Consider the following 21,498-nt stretch of genomic DNA (forward strand, 5'->3'; position numbering starts at 1 on the left):
GCTGGACGAGCCCAGCATGGGCCTGAGCCCCATCATGGTCGACAAGATCTTCGAGGTGGTCGACACCATCCACAAGCAGGGCGTGACCATCCTGCTGGTCGAGCAGAACGCCAGCCGGGCGCTGAGCCTGGCCAACCGGGGGTATGTGATGGAGAGCGGCGAGGTGACGATGGATGGGCCGGCTCAGCAGCTGCTCAATGATCCGAAGGTGCGGGCGGCGTATTTGGGCGAGTAATTGAAATTATCCATAAATCTCAACCATCGGCTGGTGCATCATTAGGCATTGTTCTCGACTGGATATTTGGTGTCGCCTAAACCTAAATCTAAACGTGTCCGATTGGCGTCTTTAGGGTTGAAGCCAAAGGCGCCTCCCGGTCGAAATTTCGAACGACTGGCCGCGGCGTTAGAGTCAGTGTTGTCTCCCGGGGCGAAGATTCAATGGAACTATAAAGTTGGGGGGCGTCAGTTTGACGTTGCGGTAATTTCCAAGTTTGGAAGTAAAACATATATTACCGCTATTGAATGTAAGGATTACAAAAGTAATATTTCGGTCGAAAAAGTCGATGCTTTTGTGACAAAGACAAGAGATGCGGGTATAGATAGGGCTATTATTCTGACGACAAAGGGTTTTCAATCTGGGGCGCGGGTGGTCGCGGTAAGGCATGGTATTGAGTTGATAGTTCTGAATAAGATCATTGACGAGGCTTCAATATCGGAGGGTGTTGCTGGAAGGGTTGAGCCTGTCCTGGTGATATCGAATTTCAGATTATCAATCACAGCTGGCGAGGATTTTGATTTTTCTGAGTCTGAAGGGAAGGAAGAATTTATCCGAAATTCGGCATGTCTGCAGAGGCCGGATTCTATAGGTATAGAAAGTGCAGATCGTCCTGAAGATTTGATTGATGCCTGGTGGAGGCTGCTGAAAAAGGACTCGGATCAAGGTGAGGCGGAAATCGTGCTTCCAACTGGAACAACATTCAACTTGTATCCAGAATACACGGACCCAATTTCCGTGGGTATGGTCAAATTTGACTGGTCTGTGCAATTGGCCCCATTTGATGGGAAGCCAAAGTTGGAGCGCAGGTTGATTGCTGCGCTGAATACTCGCTATGATCTCGTTACTGTAAATGGTGAAACGATTGCATCAGTGCCGGTAAATAAGACTCCTTTAGGCTTTGATGGAACACTTGAACAAGGAAATTTTTATCACTTGCCTGCTTGGGATAATTATTACTATTGCAATAGCGTAGGCGACGCGACGGCACACTGGCTAATGCTGGAATCGTATCAGCATGGGCAATTGATACAGTCGGAGTGGCAATTGCCACTTAAATATGCAGGCCACTATATAAAAGTCACCGATGCTTATACTATAGATCGACTGGGAAAATTACTCTCCAATTTTCAGACTGTGATGCATATTGATCTTCGCAGAAAGATTAACAAAGGCATGCATCATTTCACTTGGTGTTGTATGCCCGAGCATTCAATTGGAAGCCGGTTGGTGCATCTTGATTCTTGAAGTTAGTTTGATTTTAGATGTTTATGTATTAGCTAAAGGCTGAGTGGTAAAATTATCTGCCATCATCGAATATGGTTGAATGGTGGGGTGTTGCGCTAATCTCGCCGCGGGGTATTCAGCCCTAGCATCGCTTCCGCGCGCAACCGTTCTTCCACACTGAAGTTGCTTTCCACATAACGCGCAATCGCCTCGCTGCGCTGCGGCGCCGAAAGCTCCGGCGCCTGGCTCAGGCTTTGCACTTGCGCCCGCGCCTGGGCAATGCGGCTGGCCCAGCGGGCTTCCTCTTCGTCCAGCTGCTGCAGGCGTTGCGCGGCTTCCAGGCCCAGTGCGGCCTGGCGGCGCTGGAAGACGACTTGCGGGTCTTCGCCGGGTTGCGGCGCGCGGGCCACGTCAGGCACGCGCAGGTCTGCAGGCGATGCGCTGTCGGTCGCCACGGCCGGCTGGCCCAAGCGTGCAGCGATGTGGCTGCGCAACTGGTTTTCCTCGTCGGCATAAAACGCATCGGCCCAGGCAGGGCCCAGCAGCTCGCGGCGCACGCGCATGCGTTCGTCCAGCGCGGGCTGCCAGGTGCTCACGTCGCGCAGGTCGGCGTTGTGGGCGAAGGCGTGCTGCTGCAGGTCCAGGTAGCGCTGCCACAGGCGCATGACCTCGGCCACCGCGGCGGGCGGCAGCTCGCGGCCGGCCTGGTCCTGCAGCAGCAGGCCCAGTTCGGGCAGCGAGGCATCGCCCATCGCGCTGAGCAGGTGGTCGAAGCGGCGGCGCAGGCCGATGCCGGGCTTCAGCGTGCCGCCGCCGTCCACCGCCCAGCCGCCGTCGGGCTGGCTGTTGCGCAGCGGGCCGTGCACGTACAAGGCCTGCTGCAAGGCCTCGATGCTGCGCGGTGCGCCGCTGGCGGCGTCGGCCAGCGGCACGGGCGAGTTCGGCGCCACGCGCAGCGGCGCGGCGCCGTCCTGCCGAGTGCCGGCCAGGACGGCGCCCGCACCGTCCTGGCCGGCATGCAGCGCGAGCACCAGGGCCGCGCCGGCCCCGGCGGCCAGCAGCCCCGCGACCAGCGGGCGCCGCCGCAGCATCGAAGCCATGCTCACAGCCCTGCCGTCTTGAGCCGGTTGGCCTGGCCGCGGTAGAAGGCCACCGGGTCTTGCGAGAACAGGCCGCGCAAGCCGAAGGCCTGGTTGATCTCGTCCAGGTGGTTCCAGCTGTAGTTGTCCTTCAGCACCGTGCCCCAGTGCGAGGAGCATTGGCCGACCAGGCCGTCGCTGGCGCCGCCCTTGAAGCTGACGGAGGTCAGCGCCAGCAGTGCGTCGCTGATGTCCAGCGGATTGGTCAGCACCCAGTTGCCGCCCACCGAGTAGTAGCGCACGCCGTTCACCAGCTCAGGGCCTGAGCCACAGCTGCTGGTGGGCATGCCGGCCGGGTACTTGGTGTTGAAGGCGGCGCTGCCGGCGGTGGTCAGTGAGTTCATCGCCGCTTCCGAGTCCTGCGGCAGGCCGGGGTTGCCGGAGAGCAGGCTGATGACGGCCGCAAAAGCGTCGAACACCGCGGCCACCCATGCCGTGGTGCCGGTGGCGGTGGTGCCGGCCTTGATGTCGTCGGCCACCGGGCTGCCGGTGTGCGGGCCGCCCACGCTGGTGATGGAGGCGATCAGGCTGGGCGCGACGGCGGCCACGTAGCGCACCGTCGGGCCGCCATGGCTGTGGCCGATCAGGTTGAACTTCTGATAGCCGTAGCTGGCCTGGTAGCGCTTGATTTCGGACAGCAGCTGCTCGCCACGCACCTCGGTCGAATTGGCCGCCGAGACCTGCGAGACGATGACCTTGGCGCCGCCAGCCTGCAGCGGCGAGACGATGCCGTACCAGTAGTCGATCGGGCCGATGGCGTCGAAGCCGAACAGGCCGTGCACCAGCACGATGGGGTACTTGGTCTGGGTGTAGGTGTCGGCGGCCTGCACCGTGTTAGGCAGCACGGTGATGGCCATGCAGGCGGCGGCGATCAGGCCTTTGACAAGGGCAGGGGTGAAGCGTTTGGTCATGCGTGTCTCCAGCTGGGTTTGAGATTCCACGCCCCGAAGTCACGGCCTTGGAAAAGCTGAGAAGCAGCGCTTGCCGACGTGGTGGTGCGCATTACAGAACGGTCGTGCTTTTTCTGTTACAGGTGTCTTCCCGGAGGGATGTGCCCAGTCGCAACTCGTGCTCGGGGGCATGGTTTTGCCCTGGCAGCGACACCGCTGGCGGGCCTGGCAAGCCGCTCACTGACCCACCCGGTCAGGCGCTTGGCCGTGCGATCCATCACCGCTGCCTGGGTCGGGAATTCACTTCAGATCACTGGATGCGTGTACAGTGTTTTGACGCTGCCTGCCATTCGCGGGTGTTTCCAGTCTCCCCCATCCAAGCCCCTCCGGTTTTTCCCTGATGCCAGCCGCCGCCATCGAAGAATTTGTCCTGCGGGCCTTGCCCGAGCCGGAAGGCGACAGTCCTTTAGCAGCGCCTGGGCGTCCGGCAACTGCCAACAAACCCAACCCGCTGGACACCCTCTGGCGCGGCAGCGAATGGGCCCGCGCGCCAGCCAGCTGCTGCCCCAGCGGCCATGCCGCACTGGACGGCGAGTTGCCTGGTGGCGGCTGGCCCGGCCATGGGTTGACGGAGCTGCTGCAGCCGCTGGAAGGCGTGCTGGAATGCCGGCTGCTGGCGCCTGCGCTGCAGCGCATCACGTTTGCGGGCAAGCCGGTGGTGCTGGTCGGCACGCCGATGCAAGGTCGCCTCGCACTCGCGCCGCACCTGGCCGGCTGGCGCCAGGCCGGGCTCGATGAGCGGCAGCTGGTCTGGATACAGGCCGGGACCAGCGCCGAGCGCCTGTGGTGCGCCGAGCAGCTGCTCAAGGCCAATGCCTGCGGCGCGCTGCTGGCCTGGCTGCCGCAGGCCAGGCCCGAGCAGATGCGCCGCCTGCAAGTGGCCGCGCTCGGCCACGAAGGCCCGACCTTCCTGTGCCGCCACGAGCGCGCGGCCGAGCAGGCCTCGGCCGCGCCGCTGCGGCTGCTGGTGCGGCCGGGCGAAGATTGGTCGCTGGCGGTGCGGGTGCTCAAGCGCCGCGGTCCGCAGCACGAGGGCTGGCTTGCGCTGCCCGCCGTGCCGGCCGCGATGGCCGGGCTGCTCACGCCGCGGCTGCGGCAGCCGCATCTGCTGTGGCCGCAGCGCCCCGGCGGCGTGCCGGCCGGCGTGGCTGCGGCCGGTGTGCTGGCCGAGCCCGGCGTGCTGTCCGCCGCTTCGCTGTTGTGTGACGAGGAGCCTGCCGATGCGCATGTCCATGCTCTGGGCCGCGCTGCTGTTGCCGCCGCCGCGGGCGTTCGAGGCGGGTGAGCCCGTTGGCACCCCCATCCCTGCCGAAGAGCAGCTGCGCCGGCAGGCCGAGGCACTGCAAGCCCTGGCGCAATGGGCACTGCAGTTCACGCCGCGCGTGGCGCTGGCCGATGGCGAGGCGGTGCTGATGGAGGTGGCCGGCAGCCTGCGCCTGTTTGGTGGCCAGCGCGCGCTGCGCCTGCGGGTGCGGGCGGGGGCGCGCGAAATGGGCGCGCAGGCCGTGGGCTGGGCCGGCACCGGGCTGGCCGCGCTGGCGCTGGCACGCGCCGGTGTGCAGCAGACGACGGCCCAACCGCTGGCCGAACGGCTGGACCCGCTGCCCGTGGCCACGCTCAGCGCGCTGCGCCCGCATGCGCTGACGCTGGCGCAGATCGGCTGCCCGCGCCTGGGCGACGTGCGCCGCCTGCCGCGCAGCGGCCTGGCGCGCCGGTTCGACGCCGCCATGCTGCAGGCGCTGGACCAGGCCTACGGTGCGCAGCCCGAGGTGCATGCCTGGCAGGCGCTGCCGGCCAGCTTCCGCGCCCGCATCGAGCTGATGCAGCGGGTGGACCAGGCGCCGGCGCTGATGGGCGGCGCGCGCCGGCTGCTGCTGCAGCTCTGCGGCTGGCTGGCCGCGCGCCACCTGGGCGTGAGCGCCTGCACGCTGCACTGGTCACATGACTCGATGCGCGCACGGGACGTGGAGGCCCATGGCGAGTTGCAGCTGCGCACCGCCCAGCCCACGCGCGACCCGAACCACCTCACGCGCCTGCTGGCCGAGCACCTGCAGCACCTGACGCTGGCCGCACCCGTGTCGGACCTGGCGCTCAGCGTGCAGACCCTGGCGCCCATCGCCCCGCCCAGCGGTTCGTTGTTGCCTGACGCCGCGTGGCAAGCCGAGGCCCATGAGGAAACGCAGGGCCGCCCCAAGTTTCCTCATCCCCCTCGGGGGGGCGGCTGGGCGCAGCCCAGCCTTGGGGGCCGCATCATCCCGGTGCTGGAGCGCTTGGCTGCGCGCCTGGGCGACGAGCGTGTCAGCCGCCCGCTGCTGCGCGAAGACCACCGGCCCGAGTGCACGCAGCAATGGGTCAGCGCGGTGGCGCCGCTGTCGCGCGGCCGGGCCCGCATCTCGCCGCTGCCACAACCAGCCTGGCTGCTGGCCGCGCCACTGCCGCTGGCCATGCATCACAACAAACCCACCTACCAGGGCCCGCTGCTGCTGCTGATGGGCCCCAACCGCGTGGATGCCGGCTGGTGGGATCGCACCGGCCAGGGCGACGCGGCCCACACCCGCCAGGCGCGGCGCGACTACTGGGTTGCCTGGAGCGACCGCGCCGGCCTGCTGTGGCTGTTCCAGAGCCGGCAGGGGGCCGAGTTCAACTGGTTCCTGCACGGCTTCTTTTAATGGCACGCGAACTCCCCGCCTACGCCGAGCTGCAATGCGCCACCAGCTTCAGCTTCCTGCGCGGTGCGAGCCAGCCCAAGGAAATGGTCAAGCGCGCTGCGGACTTGGGCTATTCGGCGCTGGCCATCACCGACGAATGCTCGGTCGCGGGCGTGGTGCGTGCGCACGAGAAGGTCAAGGAGTTTGGCCTGCAGCACCTCATCATCGGCAGCCAGTTCCAGTTTGGCGGCGACTGGCCGTTCACGCTGGTGGTGCTGGCCTGCAACCTGCGCGGCTATGGCAACCTCAGCCAGTACATCACCCGGCTGCGCCGCAGCAGCCCCAAGGGCCACTACCGCGCCGTCCCGGAGGACTTGAAACGCGGCGAACTGGCGGACTGCGTGGTGCTGGCCGCCCCGGCGCGCGACAGCACGCCCGAGCAAGGCCTGGCCATCGGCCGCTGGCTGCTGCGCCACTTCACCGGCCACTGCTGGTTCGCGGTGCACCTGCTGCGCCTGGCGGACGACGAAAGCTGGCTGCTGAAGATGCGCGAATGGTCCGCGCAGACCGAGATCCCGCTGGTGGCCGCCGGTGACGTGCACATGCACGTGCGCTCGCGCAAGCCGCTGCAGGATGTCCTCACCGCCATCCGCCTGAACACCCCGCTGACCGAGTGCGGCCTGGACCTGCAGCCCAACGCCGAGCGCCACCTGCGCTCGCGCACCCGGCTGGGCCTCAGCTGCCCGCCAGACCTTTTGGCGCAGACGCTGGTGGTGGCGGCAAGGTGCAGCTTCAAGCTCACCGAATTGAAGTACACCTATCCGGACGAGTTCATTCCCAAGGGGCTGAGCGCCGCGCAATATCTTCGGCAGCTGACCTACGCGGGCGCGTTGGAGCGCTTCAAATTTGACGGATTGACCAAGGCCTACCTTGAACTCATCGAGCATGAGCTGGCCCTGATCTCGGACCTGAACTACGAACACTATTTCCTGACCGTGGGCGAGATCGTCGCCTTCGCCCGCCAACGGAAGATCCTCTGCCAGGGCCGCGGCAGCGCCGCCAACAGCATGGTCTGCTTCTGCCTGGGCATCACCGAGGCCAACCCGGCCACGCTGAAGATGCTGTTCGAGCGCTTCATCAGCAGGGAGCGCGGCGAGCCGCCGGACATCGACGTGGACTTCGAGCACCAGCGCCGCGAAGAGGTCATGCAGCACCTCTACGACAAGTACGGCCGCGACCGCGCCGCACTCACTGCCACGGTGATCAGCTACCGCCCGCGCAGCGCGCTGCGCGACGTGGGCAAGGCCGTGGGCATTCCGCTGGCCACCATCGAGAAGCTCACCATCAACCTGCACCACTGGGACGACTGGCAGAGCGACGACGACAGCGTCCAGGCCCAGACCCAGCGCGCCCGCTTGCAGGAAGCCGGCATCGACACCAACGACCTGGCCGTGCGCCAATGGCTGCAGCTCAGCACCCAGGTCATGGGCTTCCCGCGCCACCTCTCGCAGCACACCGGCGGCTTCGTGCTGACCAGCGGCGCGCTCTCGCGCCTGGTGCCGATCGAAAACGCGGCCATGAAGGACCGCACCGTCGTCCAGTGGGACAAGGACGACCTCGACGCGCTGGGCCTGATGAAGGTCGACGTGCTGGCCCTGGGCATGCTCAGCGCCATCCGCCGCACGCTGGACATGGTGAGCCGGCGCCGCGGCGAAACGCTGGAGATCTACAAGATCCCGCAAGGCGACCCGCCCACCTACGAGATGATCTGCAAGGCCGACACCGTCGGCGTCTTCCAGATCGAAAGCCGGGCGCAGATGAGCATGCTGCCGCGCCTGCGGCCGGAGAATTTCTACGACCTGGTGGTGGAGGTGGCGCTGGTGCGGCCGGGGCCGATCCAGGGCGGCGCGGTGCACCCGTATCTGAAGCGCCGCCAGCAGCGGCGCGAAGACCCCTCGCTGACCTTCGAGACCCCAGGCGGCGACCTGCTGAAAGACGCGCTGCACCGCACGCTGGGCATTCCCATCTTCCAGGAGCAGTGCATGCAGATCGCCATCCTCGGCGCCGGCTTCAGCCCCGGCGAGGCCGATGGCCTGCGCCGCGCGATGGCTGCCTGGAAGCGCCATGGCGACGTCGGGAAATACAGGGATCGCCTGATCAGCGGCATGCTGGCCAAGGGCCTGCCGCTGGACTTTGCCGAAAGCGTCTTCGAGCAGATCAAGGGCTTCAGCTCCTACGGCTTCCCGGAGAGCCACGCGGTGTCGTTTGCACTGCTGGTCTACGCCAGTTGCTGGCTCAAGCGCCACTACCCGGCCGAGTTTCTCGTGGGCTTGCTGAACTCCCAGCCCATGGGCTTTTATTCCGCGTCACAGCTTGTGCAGGATGCGCGCCGCCACGAAGTGAAAGTGCTGCCGCCAGATGTGCAGCACAGCGGCTTCGAAACCCGGCTGGAAGGCGACCTGATGAACAGCCCCGCTGTGCGCCTGGGCCTGCACCGCATCAGTGGCCTGTCCGAAGAAGCGGCCAAACGCATCGAGGCCAGCCGCCTGCAGCACGGCCCATTCACTGGCACCGGCGACCTTGCGCGCCGCGCCGAACTCGAACAAGGCGAGCTGCGCCTGCTCGCGGGCGGGGACGCCTTGGCCTCCCTCGCCGGCCACCGCCGCCAGCAGGTCTGGGACGCCGCCGCGCTGCGCCGCCCGCCAGCCTTGCTGCAGCCCGCCCCAGTCCAGGAAGACCTGCTCGAACTGCCCGCGGCGCCCGAGGGCGAAGACATCGTCTTCGACTACGCCAGCATCGGCCTCACGCTGCGCCGCCACCCGTTGGAACTGCTGCGCCCACAGCTCAACAAGCGCCGCCTGCTGACCGCCGAAATGCTGCGCGAGAAACCCGATGGCGCTCCCGTTCGCTACGCCGGCATCGTCACCACCCGCCAGCAGCCCCCCACCGCCCACGGCACCATCTTCGTCTCACTTGAAGACGAAACCGGCGTCGTGCAAGCCATCTGCTGGCAACGCCAACGGGAACGTTTTCGCACCCCGCTGTTGCGTGCTCGCCTGCTGATGCTCTACGGCCACTGGCAGCGCGAAGGCGACGTCTGCAACCTGATCATTGCCTACGCCGAGGACCTGAGCCCGATGCTGGGGCGGCTGGCGGAGAGCACGACAAGCCGGGACTTCAGGTAGGGCCTGCCGCCAGGCCTGCCTCGCGCGGCCTCACTGCCTCGCTGCCCTCGGCAGCCTCACCACGAAGGGCCGGATCTCCGGGGTGCCGGCGCGGAACGCGGCGCCGGTGACCAGGCCTGCGGCGTTGATGCCGTTGGCATAGCTGAGGTACCAGCCCTCGGCGCGGGCCTCGTCGTCCAGGAAGTCGTTCAGGTCCACGGCCACGTCGTCCTGCCAGTAGACGGCGTGGAACAGCGTGTCGCTGGGAATGCTGGCCCAGCCGGCGATCTGGCCGGCGTTGTTGATGGCCGCGCCGCTGCTGAAGCTGCCGCCCAGCGTGCCGAGCCAAACGCGCGTGCCGTCGGGCAGCCAGCGAACGGCCCGGCTGGCGTCGTCCATGCCGGCGATGTGGCCGCTGTCGTTGATCTGGTTGGCGTAGCCAGGTCCGAGGTCCCGCATGCTGCCGTCTTGCCAGAGCACGGCGTGGATGGCGCTGTTGTCCGCCGTGGCGCTGGCGCCCACCACCTGGCCGGCGCGGTTCAGCCCGTAGGCGCTGCTGAAACTGCCGCCCAGCGTGCCCAGGTCCACCGCTTGGCCGCCTGCGGGCCAGAGCGTGGCGCGGGCGTCCAGCGTGTTGGTCACCACGAAGGTGCTGTAGCCGGCCACCAGGCCGTTGGCGTTGACGGCGACTGCCGTGCTGTAGCGGCCGGTGCCTTGGGTGCCCAGGTCTTGCGCGTGGTAGCCGATGCTGCTGCGGCGCCACAGCGTGGCATGCGGGTCGCCGTTGGCGGCGACGCTGACGCCCACCACCCAGCCACGCTCGTTGGCTCCGTTGGCCGTCGCGTAGCCCTGGTTGCTGAGGCCTGGCAGCACGATGGACACGCCGTGCTGCCAGAGCGTGGCATGCACAGGCGAAGCGCCGCCCGCGCCGCTGGTGCCCGCCACCAGCCCCCAATCGTTCAAGCCCACGCCGCTGCCCTGGAGCGCGCCTGCCGGCAGCGGGAGCAGGGTGACCTGGCCGGCGGGAAACTCTGCCGCCAGCGCCTGCATGCCCAGGCACAGGCCCGCGACCAGGAGACCGTGCGCCACAACGCGCGCAGGGCGGGGCGCAGAAAGTTGCGAGAGAACAGCTGCTGCAATGCGACCCATGGCCTTGTCTCCTGCCGTGGCGAGCCGGGCAGGCTCGCGTGATGAACGAGCCAGCATAGGCCGGTGCCCGAGGGGGCACAAGCGAGGGACAACGCCGCTCCCCAAGCGTGATCCCGGGCAATCGCCAGCGCTGCAGCCGATGTTGATCGCACGCCGCTGCAACTGGTCCGCCCACGCGGCCGTTCGTCGCAAACGCGCCTGTACATGAGGGGGTGTCGCTAAGCTCGACCGGATCAACACCAACCCCCGCGCACCATGCCCGCAATGCCCCCGATGACCTTGCCCCGCCTGTCGGCCGCCTTGTGGAGCGCCGTGTTCGCCATCGGTGCCAGCCCGGTCTGGGCCGCTGACGATGTGGCCGCCAAGGTGGCTGCCGTCGAAAACGGCCTGCGTCCGCCGGTGAGCTTTGAAGGCGACAAGCCGTGGTCGCTGGCCGAACGCATGCGGCACTACGGTGTTCCGGGTGTCACCCTCACGGTGGTCAACAACGGCAGCATCGCCTGGACCCGCACCTACGGCCTGGCGGACCGGGAGGCCGGCACGCCGATGACGGCCAGCACCTTGCTGCTGGCCGGTTCGGTCAGCAAGCCGGTGGCAGCCTATGGTGCGCTGCGCATGGTGCAGGCCGGTGAGTTGAACCTGCAGCAGCCGGTCAATGCGCGGCTGAAATCCTGGCAGATCCCGGCCAACGAATTCACCGACAAGGTGCCGGTGACGCTGGCCCACCTGCTCAGCCACACCGGTGGGCTCACGGTGCATGGTTTCAACGGCTACACGGCGGGCACGCCGTTCCCGGACACGGTGGCCATCCTCAACGGCGCAGCGCCTGCCAACTCCGCGCCAGTGCGGGTCGACCTGTTGCCCGGCAGCGCCTGGCGCTACTCCGGCGGCGGCTACACCGTGGCCCAGCTGCTGATGGCCGACGTGGCCCAGCAGAGCTTTCCGGTGCTGATGCAGCAACGCGTGCTGGGCCCGCTGGGCATGGTGGACAGCAGCTTCAGCAACCCCCTGCCGCCCGCGCAACTGCCGCGCGCCGCCGCAGGCGTGCTGCCCGACGGCAGTGCACTCACCGGCAAGCGCAACACCTACCCCGAAATGGCCGCGGCCGGCCTGTGGACCACCTCGCAGGACCTGGCCAGGTTCTTGATCGAGATCCAGCAGGCGCTCAAAGGCCAGAGCCCGCGCCTGTCCGCCGCGTTGGCGCAGGACATGCTCACGCCGCGCCTGGGCAGCGGCTACGGCCTGGGCCTGGGCATGCCGGATTTCGACGGCCAGAAATACTTCGCCCACGGCGGCTGGGACGAAGGCTTCTGCACGATGCTCATCGGCAGCCAGACCAGCGGCCAGGGCGTGGTGGTGATGATCAACGCCAACCAGCCCGCCTTGATGAGCGAGCTGCAGCAAGCGGTGGCATTTGCCTACGGCTGGCCTGGCGTGAAGGACCGAGCGGCCTTGCCCACCAGCGCCCAGGCCCTGGCCAGCGCGCCAGGGCGTTACCGCGTCAATGGCGAACAGGTCGCTGTGGTGACCCGCGACGGCGACCGCCTGCAACTGGGCCTTGCCGGCCTGCCGAGCAGCGAGCTGGTGACCATTGGCGCCAACCGCTACCTGCAGCGCGAGCAGCCGCGTGAACGCAGTTTCGAGTTGGGCGCCGATGGCGTGCAAGCCCTGCTGCAGCATGGCCCGGAAGGGAAGACCGAGCGGCTGCCGCGCCTGCGCGACGGCGAACGCCTGCCGCGCGAGCTGCTGCTGGCCGGCGAATACGAGGCCGCGCTGAAGGCCTACCAGGCGCTGCGGGACGCCAAGGATGACGCCGGCAAAGAGAGTTACCTCAATGAGGTTGGCATGAACCTGGTCACGCAGCGTCAAGTGGACACAGGCCTGGCCGTGCTCAAGATCAACACCGAGCTCTACCCGAACGCCGCCAACACCTGGGACAGCCTGGGCGCCGCCTACCTCGCCCAGGGCAACAAGGCCATGGCCCGCGAGAGCTACCAGCACGCGCTGCGCATCGACCCCGTCTTCCCGTCCGCCAAGGAAGCGCTGCTGCACCTGGCGGACTAACACAACCCGCGCATTCGTGCTGCCAACGGCCCTTTCCCGGAGGGCGGAGAATTCAAAAACACCACTCTCCCCTTCAGGCCATGAACCTCATCGAACTGCTCACCTGGCGCTATGCCTCCAAGAAGATGGACCCGTCCCGCGCCGTGCCGCAGGACAAGGTCGATCGCATCATCGAGGCCGCGCGCCTGGCGCCGACCTCCAGCGGCCTGCAGCCGTTCGAGATCATCTCGGTGACCAATCCCGAGGTTCGCGCCCGCATCCGGGAGATCGCCTGGAACCAGGCGCAGATCACCGACGGCTCGCACCTGCTGGTGTTCGCCGCCTGGGACAACTACACCGCGGACCGCATCAACCACATGTTCGACCTGACGAACGAGGTCCGTGGCAGCCGCAACGAAGGCTGGGAGAACTACCGCCAGCAGTTGCTCAACACCTACCCACAGCGCCCCGAAGAAGTCAACTTCCAGCACGCCGCGCGCCAGGCCTACATCGCCTTCAGCGCCGCGGTGATCGCCGCTGCCGAAGAGAAGGTGGACGCCACGCCGATGGAAGGTTTCGATCCGGCCAAGCTTGACGAGATCCTCGGCCTGCGCGCGCGCGGCCTGCGCAGCGCGGTGATCCTGCCGCTGGGCTACCGCCAGGCGGAAGGCGACTGGCTGGTCAACCTGACGAAGGTTCGCCGGCCCCTCGACCAGTTCGTCACCGAAGTGCGCTGAGCGGCAGCCGGTGTCCGCACCGTCGGTGGTGCGGGCACCTGGCGAGCGAAGGAATTTCCCGCGGTGGTTGGCCCCGTCATTGACGACAATGCGGGCTCCACTTTCCTCCGCCCACCATGACCTTCGCCGAAACCCTCACCCCCATCGTCACCGGCATCATCGAACCGCGCGCCCTGCAGACGGACCGAGAGGGACGTTTCCCGCGAGAGGCGATCAGTGCGTTGGGCGAGGCAGGCCTGTTGGGGCTGGTCTCGGCCACCGAGGTGGGCGGCCTGGGTCTGGGGCTGCGTGAAGCGACCGAGGTGGTGAGCCGCATCGCGCAGGCCTGCCCGTCCACCGCCATGGTGGTGTGCATGCACTATTGCGGCGCGGTGGTGCTGGAATCCTTTGGCAAGCTGCCGGTGCGCCAGGCCATTGCGCAAGGCAGGCACCTGACCACGCTGGCCTTCTCCGAGGCCGATTCGCGCAGCCATTTCTGGGCGCCCACTGGCACCGCCCGGGCCAGCGGCGCGCAGGTGCTGCTGGACGCGCGCAAGAGCTGGGTCACTTCCGCCTTCGAGGCCGACAGCTACGTCTGGTCCAGCAAGCCGCTGGCGGCCGAGGGCGCCAGCACGCTGTGGCTGGTGGACGCCAGGCTGCCGGGTCTGAGCCAGCAGTCGGGCTACGACGGCCTGGGCCTGCGCGGCAACGCCTCCACGCCCATCACCGCCACCGGCGTGGTCGTCTCTGCAGACGACCAGTTGGGCGAAGACGGCAAGGGTTTCGACGCGATGATGGGTGTGGTGCTGCCCTGGTTCTCCACGCTCAGCGCTGCCTGCTCCACCGGCTTGATGGAAGGCGCGCTGTCGCGTGCCATCATCCACGTGAGCGGCACCCGCCACCTGCACCTGGACAGCTCGCTGGCCGACTTGCCGACCATCCGCGCCTATCTCGCCAAGGCCCGCATCAAGACCGACATGGCGCAGGCGCTGCTGAAGGACACTGTGGACGCCATTGCCACCAGCCGGCCCGACACCATGCTGCGCGTGCTGGAGGTGAAGGCCGCAGCGGCAGAGACCGCGCTGGAGGTGACCGACATCGCCATGCGCGTCTGCGGCGGCGCCGCCTTCCGCAAGGAGGCCGGCATCGAGCGCCTGTTCCGCGACGCACGGGCCGCCAGCGTGATGGGCCCCACGTCCGACGTGGCCTATGACTTCATCGGCAAGGCCATCACCGGCCTGCCGCTGTTCTGAGGAGCGCCCGCATGAGCGAAACGACACCACAAACCTTGGTCATGGGCGCCGTGGCCTACGCGCCCAAGGTGGTCACCATCTGGGAAGGCTTCAAGGCCTTCTTCGCGCAGCACGGCCTCAGCTTCGACTACGTGCTGTATTCGAACTACGAGCGCCAGGTGGAAGCCCAGTTCGACGGCAGCATCCACCTGGCCTGGAACTCGCCGCTGGCCTGGGTGCGGGCCCACCGCATCGCCGCCAGCCGCGGGCTGGATGTGCAGGCGATTGCCATGCGTGACACCGACTGCGACCTGCGTTCGGTCGTCGTCGTGAAGGCCGACAGCCCGCTGCAGCAACTGGCCGACCTGCGCGGCAAGACGCTGGGCGTGGGCGCCATCGATTCGCCGCAGGCCACGCTGATTCCGCTGGACCACCTGCGCCAGGCCGGCCTGGTGGGCGGGCGCGACTTCACCGTGCGCCGCTTCGACGTGCTGGGCGGCAAGCATGGCGACCACATCGGCGGCGAGCGCGACGCCGCCAAGGCCTTGATGGCCGGTGAGGTGGACGCCTGCTGCCTGATCGACGGCAACCACCTGGCCTTCGGGCTGGACGGCACGCTACCGGCGGGCAGCACCCGCGTGCTGGCCCGCACCGGTCTGTACGACCACTGCAACTTCACCACCAGCCCGGGTGCGCCGCCCGAGCTGATCGAACGCTTCACCGCGCTGCTGCTGGCCATGCGCTGGGACGACCCGCAGGTGCGCCCGCTGCTGGAGCTGGAAGGGCTGCGCGAGTGGCGGGTCGGCCGCACCAGCGGTTATGCCTTGCTGGCGCGGGGCGTGGATGACGAACAGTTCTACAGTGCCGATGGCCGCATCCTCCCCGCCGACTATCGATATTGAGGCGCTGGGCCTGGACCAGGGCGCGCTGCTGCTGTTGCGCCGCGCGCTGGCGCGGGTGCCGCTGGGCGGCGAGCTGCGCGTCGTCGGTCGTGCGCCCGAGTGGGACCTGCACCTGGCCGCGTGGTGCCGCAGCGTGGGCCACGCCGTGCGCTTCGAGACCGACGGCAGCGGCGCGGTTGCCGCCGCGGTGCTCACCCGCAACGTGCAGGCCGAGGGCCGCTGGCGCGATGCGCAGCACACCGGCCACGCACAGCTGTCGCCCGGCCAGTCGCCCGCCGCCGAAGCCTCGCCCAGCTGGGGCCTGGCCGCGCGTGGTGCCCAGGTGGAAGCCGGCAGCCCGCCCTTTGATTTCGCGCTTCGCCAGCGGGACGAGCTGTGGGCCGCCAGCGCCGGCGAGCTGTACCGGCAAGCGGCGGCGGCCCAGTGGGACCCTGAGACCGCCGTCGACTGGCGGGCTGAATTCAGCCTCGCACCCGAGTTGGAAGCCGCGGTCGTGCAGGTCATGACCTACCTGATCGAGAACGAAAACGCGGCCCTGCTGGTGCCCGCGCGCTACCTCGGCCAGATCCACCCGCACTACCGCGAGGTGATGCAGTTGCTGGCGCTGCAGTGCGCCGACGAGGCCCGCCACGTGGAAGTGTTCACCCGCCGCGCCACGCTGCGCGGCGCCGAGCCCGGGCTGTCCACCGCTGGCAGCCAGGCCTCGCTGCAGACGCTGTTTGGGGTGCCTGATTTTTCGATTGCCAGTTTCCTGCTGGCCGTGCTGGGCGAGGGCAGTTTTGTCAACCTGCTGAACTTCCTGCACGAACACGCGCCCGACCCGGTGACCCGCCAGATCGCCCGCCTGGCCGCACGCGACGAAGCGCGCCACGTCGCATTTGGCATGGCCCACCTGGAACACCGCCTGGCCGTGCAGCTCGACTTTCTCAACAGCCTGCGCAACGCCGTGGAGCAGCGCTACGACGCCTTGGCCAACACGACAGGCCTGAACGAAGAAGTCTTCGACGCACTGGTCGTGATCGCCTCCGGCAGCCTCACGCCCGCCGCCGTCGCCCGCGGCCACCAGGCCGTCTCGCGCCTGCAGTCCGACATGGCCACCGGCCGCCGCGCCCGGCTGGCCCGCCTGGGCTTTGCAAACGAAGAGGCCGAGCGGCTGGCGGCGCTGCACACGCGCAATTTCATGTGAACTCCCGGCCCGCGGCGGTCGGTGGTGAAAGCCGGTGCCTCACGGTGTGCGGCGCACACCTGCTGATGCGCCCCGGTCACAGGCAAAAGGAAGGCGATGTTTGCAACCTGAAAGTTGCGGGGCGAGGGCAGTCGTCCAACGTTCGCGCGTGAGCCCGAGCCTGCGAGCCTGATCTCTGTGGGCTCCGGCCGCTCATACCCTGGCGAGGAAGGCCGCCGCATCACCCGCTTCACACTTCCAGTCTGCGAAGACGCCGACCAGATTGCATTCCACGCAGCGGCAGGCGATGTAGTACCAGCGCACATCATGTGTGCCCTCGTACACAGAGACGCCGGACATCAGCTCGAACACCTCGTTCTCGCACACGCACTCGTGTGCCTCGGGCGCGGCTTCTTCAACGTGGTCCGCGCTGTCGCCCATCAGGTGTTCCTGCCCGCAGTCTGTGCAGGTGCGGATCGCCACGCCGGCTTCTTCATCGGTCTGCAGCGCGAAGGTCCGGCACCCGCAATCGCATTTGGACGCGGCGAACCGGACGGCCTCATGGCAATTCGCAACGCTGTAGCTGCGCAGCTCGGCTTGGGTGTCGCCGGACGTCGTTCCGTACCAGAACTCGCCCTTCTTCGTCAGTGCCATTGATGCTGCTCCATTCTTCAAGGTGGGCTTCCCGGCAGGCCTGACGCCAGGCTCGCCCCGATCATCTGGATTTTGCCTGGAGGCCCAGCGAGTCGTCGTCAAGAGGGCGCGGGCCCGGGTCCGGGTGGTCGCCGGCAAGCGCTGCGGACATCCTCCGGGCCGAAGATTTCCTCGCGGGCGATGCCCATGTCGTTTTGGCCGGGCGCTGGGCACGATGCTGGCGGACGTGCGGGCCTGAAGGCGAGGGCGGCGCCTGGCGTCAGGCAGCCGCCTGCGAGACCTCGGCCGCCACCTCGGCAATCACCCCGCGCAGCCAGCGGTGCGCCGGGTCATTGCGCCAGCGCAGGTGCCAGGCCATCTCGACCGGGAACGTGCCCAGGTCCACCGGCGTCGGCAGCACCTTCAGCCGTGTGTCGCTGGCCAGGCGGCGGCAGATCAGGCCGGGCAGCGTGGCGCAGCAGTCGGTCACCGCCACCATCTCGGGCACCGAGAGGAAGTGCGTGACCGAGACGGCCACTTCGCGCTTGAGCCCTTCGCGCTGCAGCGCCTGGAACAGCCCCGCGCGCAGCCGGCCGGGCGGCAGCACGTTCACATGCTTGAGCTGCTCGTATTGCTTCTTGCTGATCTTCCGGCCGGTCACCAGCGGATGGTCCGCCCGCACCACGCAGGCCAGGCCGTCGTCCATCAGGTGCTGCACGATCAGGTTGTCCGGCGGGTCCACGAAGCGGCCCATCACCAGCGCGGTGCTGCCCGAGATCACGCCGGTCTCGGCCAGGTCGGTGCCAAAGGGCGCCAGGCGCAGGGTGATGCCGGGCGCCTGCGCGCGCAGCCGGGCAACGAGGGCCGGCATCAGCACGTATTCCACGTAGCTGTTCGGCGCCAGGGTCAGCTGCAGCTGGGCCTTGGCCGGGTCGAAAGCCTGCTGGCCGAGGATCAGGTCGTCCAGGCTGGCCAGCGCGGCCGCCATCACGGGGGCCAGTTCCTCGGCCTTCTGCGTGGGCTGCATGCCATAGCGCTCGCGGATGAACAGCGGGTCCTGCAGCAGGGTGCGCAGGCGGGTGAGGGCGTTGGACAGCGCCGGTTGGGTGATGCCCAGGCGCTCGGCCGCGCGGGTCACGCTGCGTTCCTCCATCAGGGTCAGGAACACCGGCAGCAGGTTCAGGTCGTAGCGCATCCAGATATATTGCTTGGTGAATGTCTGGAATTCAACAGATAAATTGGATGAATTTAGCCGGCGTCTCCATCATTCGTTCCAAGCCAACGAATCCTCCACTTGCACGGAGCGCCCGCCATGTCGACCGACATTCCGTTCACTCCCACCCGCCTGCGAGAGAACACTCCGCTGTTCGAGGCACTCGCGCCTGCCTTCTCCGGTGGTGGCGCCGAGGGCAACACCCGCTTTAGCCTTGCCCACCCGTTCCCGCAAGCGACCGAAACCGAGGCCGCCTGAGCACATCAACCCGCATCGACACAAGGAAACATCACCATGGCATTCAAGGACCTTTTCCCAGGCAAGCTCGGCTTTGGCACCGCGCCGCTGGGCAACATGTTCCGCGACATTCCCGAAGCCGAGGCGCAGGCCACGGTGGAGGCCGCGTGGAACGACGGCATCCGCTATTTCGACAGCGCGCCGCTCTACGGCGCCGGCCTGGCCGAGATCCGCATGGGCCAGGCGCTGGAGGGCAAGCCGCGCAGCGAATACGTCATCAGCACCAAGGTCGGCCGGCTGATCCTCGATGAGGTCGAGGACGTGAACGCGCGCGACATGGGCGAGAAGGGCGGCGTTTTCAAGCACGGCCGGCCCAACAAGATCGTCAACGACTACTCGGCCGACGCCACGCTGCGCTCGATCGAAGACAGTCTGAAGCGCCTGAAGACCGACCGCATCGAGGTCGTCTTCGTGCACGACCTGGCGCAGGACTTCTACGGCGACGAATGGCTGGCCGCTTTCGAGAGTGCGCGCAAGGGCGCCTTCAAGGCGCTGGATCGGCTGCGCGACGAAGGCGTCATCCAGGCCTGGGGGCTGGGCGTCAACAAGGTGGAAGCCATCGAACTGCTGCTCGACCTCGAAGCCCCGCGGCCCGACGGTTTCCTGCTCGCCGGCCGCTACACGCTGCTGGACCATGACCTCGCGCTGCAGCGCGTGATGCCCAAGGTCACTGAACGCGGCCTGGGCATCGTCGTTGGCGGCCCGTACAGCTCGGGCGCGCTGGTCGGCGGCCCGAACTTCGAATACGCCCCGGCCAAGCCCGCCATCCTCGCCAAGGTCGCGAAGATCAAGGCCATCGCGGACCGCCACGGCGTCAGCATGAAGGCTGCAGGCCTGCAGTTCTCGCTGGCCAACCCCGCGGTGGCCGCCGTCATCCCCGGTGCCAGCCAGCCCAGCCGCATCGCCGAAGACCGGGCTGCGCTGAACGAGGTGGTGCCGGCAGACTTCTGGCGCGAGCTGCGCCAGGCCGGGCTGGTGCATCCTGCGGCGCCGCTGCCGGGTGGTGCCTGAGCGTTCATCGGCACCGTGATCGAACAGGGCGCTCAGCCCTGTTCGATGCGGTTGCGCCCGGCCGCCATGCCGAGGCCAGCTGCCGATGTCTCTGGCCAAGGTCTGTCACCATCGGCGCTTCGCGCAAAGACGACCCGACCCATGGCCACCTTCGAATGGATCATCCTGTTGCTGCTTGGCGCAGCGGTGCTTGCGACGATTGCACGCAAGCTCGGCGCGCCTTACCCGACTTTCCTGGCGCTGGGTGGTGCGCTGCTGGCCTTTCTGCCATCCAGTCCGGGCTGGACGCTGGACCCCCAACTGGCGCTGACGCTGTTTGTCGCCCCGGTGCTGCTGGACGCTGCCTACGACACCTCCTTGCGTGACCTGCGGGCAAACTGGCGGCCCATCGCGGGGCTGGTGATTGCCGCGGTGGGCACCACGGTGCTGGCGGTGGCGCTGGCGGTGCGCTGGCTGGTGCCGGAGATGCCCTGGCCGGTGGCGATTGCGCTGGGCGCCATCGTGGCGCCGCCCGACGCGGCTGCGGCCACCGCGGTGATGCGCCAGGTCAAGCTGCCGCACAAGCTGCTGAAGATCCTGGAAGGCGAGAGCCTGCTGAACGATGCCAGCGCGCTGCTGATCTACCGGCTTGCCATCATGAGCATGATGACCGGCCACCTCGGCTTTGGCAGCTACGCGCCGGTGTTCCTGCTGACGGTATTTGGCAGCCTGGTCGTCGGCGTGGCGTGCGCGCGGCTGATGCCCTGGCTGACGCGCGGCGTGAGCGACGTGCCAACCTCGCTGATTCTGCAGTTCGTCAGCACCTTCGGCGTGTGGATCGCGGCCGAAGCGCTGGGCCTGTCAGGCATCCTGACGCTCGTCGCTTTCGCGATGACCATGGCCCGGCGCGGCGGCATCCAGATGCCAGCACGCATGCGCATCCCGATCTTTGCGGTTTGGGAGTCGGTGGTCTTTGTGCTGAACGCGTTTGCGTTTGTGCTGATCGGCTTGCAGCTGCGGCCGATCTGGGGCCGGCTGGAAGCGGGCGGCGCGCGCACCGAGGCGGTCATCACCGCGCTGGTGGTGCTGGCCGTGGCGATCGCGGCGCGCTTCGTCTGGGTGATGGGCTACAAGCTGCTGCTGCCGCGGCTTCGCCGCAGGGCGAGCGAGGGGCCGCAGCCGAAGCCAGCAGTGGGCGGTGCGGTCGTGCTGTCATGGGCCGGCATGCGCGGCATCGTCACCCTGGCGGCCGCATTTGCCATCCCAGAGACGCTGCCGGGCGGTGCGCCGTTCCCCTACCGAGACCTGATCCTGCTCTGCGCCTTCGCCGTGGTGCTGGGCACGCTGGTGCTGCAAGGCCTGACGATGAAGCCGCTGATCCGGCGCGTGGGCCTGACGGACGACGACCCTGTGGGCCGCGAGATCCGGCTCGGCCGAACCCAGGCCTACCAGGCACTGCTGGAAGCGATCAAGGACGACGACTCGCTGGACGCAAAATTGCTGCGAAAGGAATACGGCGCCATCGTCGAACTCAATGCGAGTCAGTCCCACAACGAGGCGGTTGGCGAGGTGCCTGGCGGGCCGCTGCGGCGGCGTGCCATTGCCGTTGCGCGGCAGCGCGCTTTCGAGATGCGGCGCGACGAGGTGATTGGCGACGACGCCTACCGGGTGCTGGTGCAGGAACTGGACTGGGCCGAGTTGAGCGCGGGCGGCGGCGCGCAGGCGTGACGCTGCGGCGCAGCACGCGCTTGCGCGC

17 protein-coding genes and 1 pseudogene are annotated in these 21,498 nt (G+C 67.6%); 13 read left to right on the top strand and 5 right to left on the bottom strand.

From position 1 onward, the window contains the following. Nucleotides 1-235, top strand: a pseudogene (locus ACAH41_RS23830) (ABC transporter ATP-binding protein); the annotation flags it as partial. Nucleotides 236-304: 69 nt separating this feature from the next. Then, nucleotides 305-1,522, top strand: coding sequence for a restriction endonuclease (locus ACAH41_RS23835; RefSeq protein WP_325648277.1), 1,218 nt, complete (start codon nt 305-307; stop codon nt 1,520-1,522). A 95-nt stretch (nt 1,523-1,617) separates the two neighbouring features. Here the strand turns inward: ACAH41_RS23835 and ACAH41_RS23840 are convergent, their stop codons facing one another. Together ACAH41_RS23840 and ACAH41_RS23845 are read right to left on the bottom strand one after the other, a co-directional pair. After that, nucleotides 1,618-2,601, bottom strand: a complete 984-nt coding sequence (locus ACAH41_RS23840) for a lipase secretion chaperone (RefSeq protein WP_325648276.1) — start codon at nt 2,599-2,601, stop codon at nt 1,618-1,620. 2 nt (nt 2,602-2,603) lie between these two features. After that, nucleotides 2,604-3,551, bottom strand: coding sequence for a triacylglycerol lipase (locus ACAH41_RS23845; RefSeq protein WP_325648275.1), 948 nt, complete (start codon nt 3,549-3,551; stop codon nt 2,604-2,606). A gap of 379 nt (nt 3,552-3,930) precedes the next feature. Between ACAH41_RS23845 and imuA the strand changes: the two genes are divergently transcribed. From imuA to ACAH41_RS23860, 3 genes are read left to right on the top strand one after another with little or no spacing between them, the layout of a single operon-like run. Next, the gene (gene imuA, locus ACAH41_RS23850) at nt 3,931-4,875 is read left to right on the top strand and encodes a translesion DNA synthesis-associated protein ImuA (protein ID WP_325648274.1); all 945 of its coding nucleotides are present in this window, start codon (nt 3,931-3,933) and stop codon (nt 4,873-4,875) included. Then, the gene (locus ACAH41_RS23855) at nt 4,811-6,259 is read left to right on the top strand and encodes a DNA polymerase Y family protein (protein ID WP_325648273.1); all 1,449 of its coding nucleotides are present in this window, start codon (nt 4,811-4,813) and stop codon (nt 6,257-6,259) included. The genes imuA and ACAH41_RS23855 overlap by 65 nt, the downstream gene beginning before the upstream one ends. Continuing rightward, nucleotides 6,259-9,423, top strand: coding sequence for an error-prone DNA polymerase (locus ACAH41_RS23860; RefSeq protein ID WP_325648272.1), 3,165 nt, complete (start codon nt 6,259-6,261; stop codon nt 9,421-9,423). Before ACAH41_RS23855 ends, ACAH41_RS23860 begins: the two co-directional genes overlap by 1 nt. Nucleotides 9,424-9,453: 30 nt before the next feature. Here ACAH41_RS23860 and ACAH41_RS23865 read toward each other — a convergent pair whose 3' ends face one another. Beyond that, the gene (locus tag ACAH41_RS23865; RefSeq protein WP_325648271.1) at nt 9,454-10,491 is read right to left on the bottom strand and encodes a hypothetical protein; all 1,038 of its coding nucleotides are present in this window, start codon (nt 10,489-10,491) and stop codon (nt 9,454-9,456) included. A gap of 315 nt (nt 10,492-10,806) precedes the next feature. On the opposite strand from ACAH41_RS23865, the gene ACAH41_RS23870 reads away from it, so the two are divergent. The 5 genes from ACAH41_RS23870 to ACAH41_RS23890 all read left to right on the top strand — a co-directional run bounded on the left by ACAH41_RS23870 (nt 10,807) and on the right by ACAH41_RS23890 (nt 16,630). Then, nucleotides 10,807-12,615, top strand: a complete 1,809-nt coding sequence (locus tag ACAH41_RS23870) for a serine hydrolase (RefSeq protein WP_370538567.1) — start codon at nt 10,807-10,809, stop codon at nt 12,613-12,615. An 80-nt stretch (nt 12,616-12,695) separates the two neighbouring features. Then, a complete protein-coding gene (locus ACAH41_RS23875; RefSeq protein ID WP_325648269.1) occupies nt 12,696-13,331 on the top strand; it encodes an NAD(P)H-dependent oxidoreductase in 636 nt (211 codons plus the stop codon). Nucleotides 13,332-13,447: 116 nt separating this feature from the next. Continuing rightward, nucleotides 13,448-14,563 carry an acyl-CoA dehydrogenase family protein gene (locus ACAH41_RS23880; RefSeq protein WP_325648268.1) on the top strand — a complete coding sequence of 372 codons (1,116 nt, stop codon included), beginning with the start codon at nt 13,448-13,450 and terminating at the stop codon, nt 14,561-14,563. An 11-nt stretch (nt 14,564-14,574) separates the two neighbouring features. Continuing rightward, nucleotides 14,575-15,444: a PhnD/SsuA/transferrin family substrate-binding protein gene (locus ACAH41_RS23885; RefSeq protein ID WP_325648267.1), complete on the top strand. Its 870-nt coding sequence runs from the start codon at nt 14,575-14,577 to the stop codon at nt 15,442-15,444. Then, the gene (locus ACAH41_RS23890; protein ID WP_325648266.1) at nt 15,410-16,630 is read left to right on the top strand and encodes a ferritin-like domain-containing protein; all 1,221 of its coding nucleotides are present in this window, start codon (nt 15,410-15,412) and stop codon (nt 16,628-16,630) included. Before ACAH41_RS23885 ends, ACAH41_RS23890 begins: the two co-directional genes overlap by 35 nt. 192 nt (nt 16,631-16,822) lie before the next feature. Here ACAH41_RS23890 and ACAH41_RS23895 read toward each other — a convergent pair whose 3' ends face one another. Both ACAH41_RS23895 and ACAH41_RS23900 read right to left on the bottom strand, forming a co-directional pair. Further along, nucleotides 16,823-17,263 carry a hypothetical protein gene (locus ACAH41_RS23895; RefSeq protein ID WP_325648265.1) on the bottom strand — a complete coding sequence of 147 codons (441 nt, stop codon included), beginning with the start codon at nt 17,261-17,263 and terminating at the stop codon, nt 16,823-16,825. Between the two features lie 259 nt (nt 17,264-17,522). Continuing rightward, nucleotides 17,523-18,437 (bottom strand): LysR family transcriptional regulator, encoded by a 915-nt coding sequence (locus ACAH41_RS23900; protein ID WP_325648264.1) that lies wholly within the window; start codon nt 18,435-18,437, stop codon nt 17,523-17,525. A gap of 117 nt (nt 18,438-18,554) precedes the next feature. Between ACAH41_RS23900 and ACAH41_RS23905 the strand changes: the two genes are divergently transcribed. The 3 genes from ACAH41_RS23905 (at nt 18,555) to ACAH41_RS23915 (ending at nt 21,470) form a co-directional block, all read left to right on the top strand. Next, nucleotides 18,555-18,713 (top strand): hypothetical protein, encoded by a 159-nt coding sequence (locus ACAH41_RS23905; protein WP_325648263.1) that lies wholly within the window; start codon nt 18,555-18,557, stop codon nt 18,711-18,713. A gap of 36 nt (nt 18,714-18,749) precedes the next feature. After that, nucleotides 18,750-19,763 carry an aldo/keto reductase gene (locus tag ACAH41_RS23910; RefSeq protein ID WP_325648262.1) on the top strand — a complete coding sequence of 338 codons (1,014 nt, stop codon included), beginning with the start codon at nt 18,750-18,752 and terminating at the stop codon, nt 19,761-19,763. Nucleotides 19,764-19,904: 141 nt separating this feature from the next. Beyond that, nucleotides 19,905-21,470 carry a Na+/H+ antiporter gene (locus tag ACAH41_RS23915; RefSeq protein ID WP_325648261.1) on the top strand — a complete coding sequence of 522 codons (1,566 nt, stop codon included), beginning with the start codon at nt 19,905-19,907 and terminating at the stop codon, nt 21,468-21,470. Nucleotides 21,471-21,498: the final 28 nt, after the last annotated feature.

The sequence above is a fragment of the Ideonella sp. genome (assembly GCF_041287625.1).
In the GTDB taxonomy this organism is placed as follows: Bacteria; Pseudomonadota; Gammaproteobacteria; order Burkholderiales; family Burkholderiaceae_C; genus Ideonella.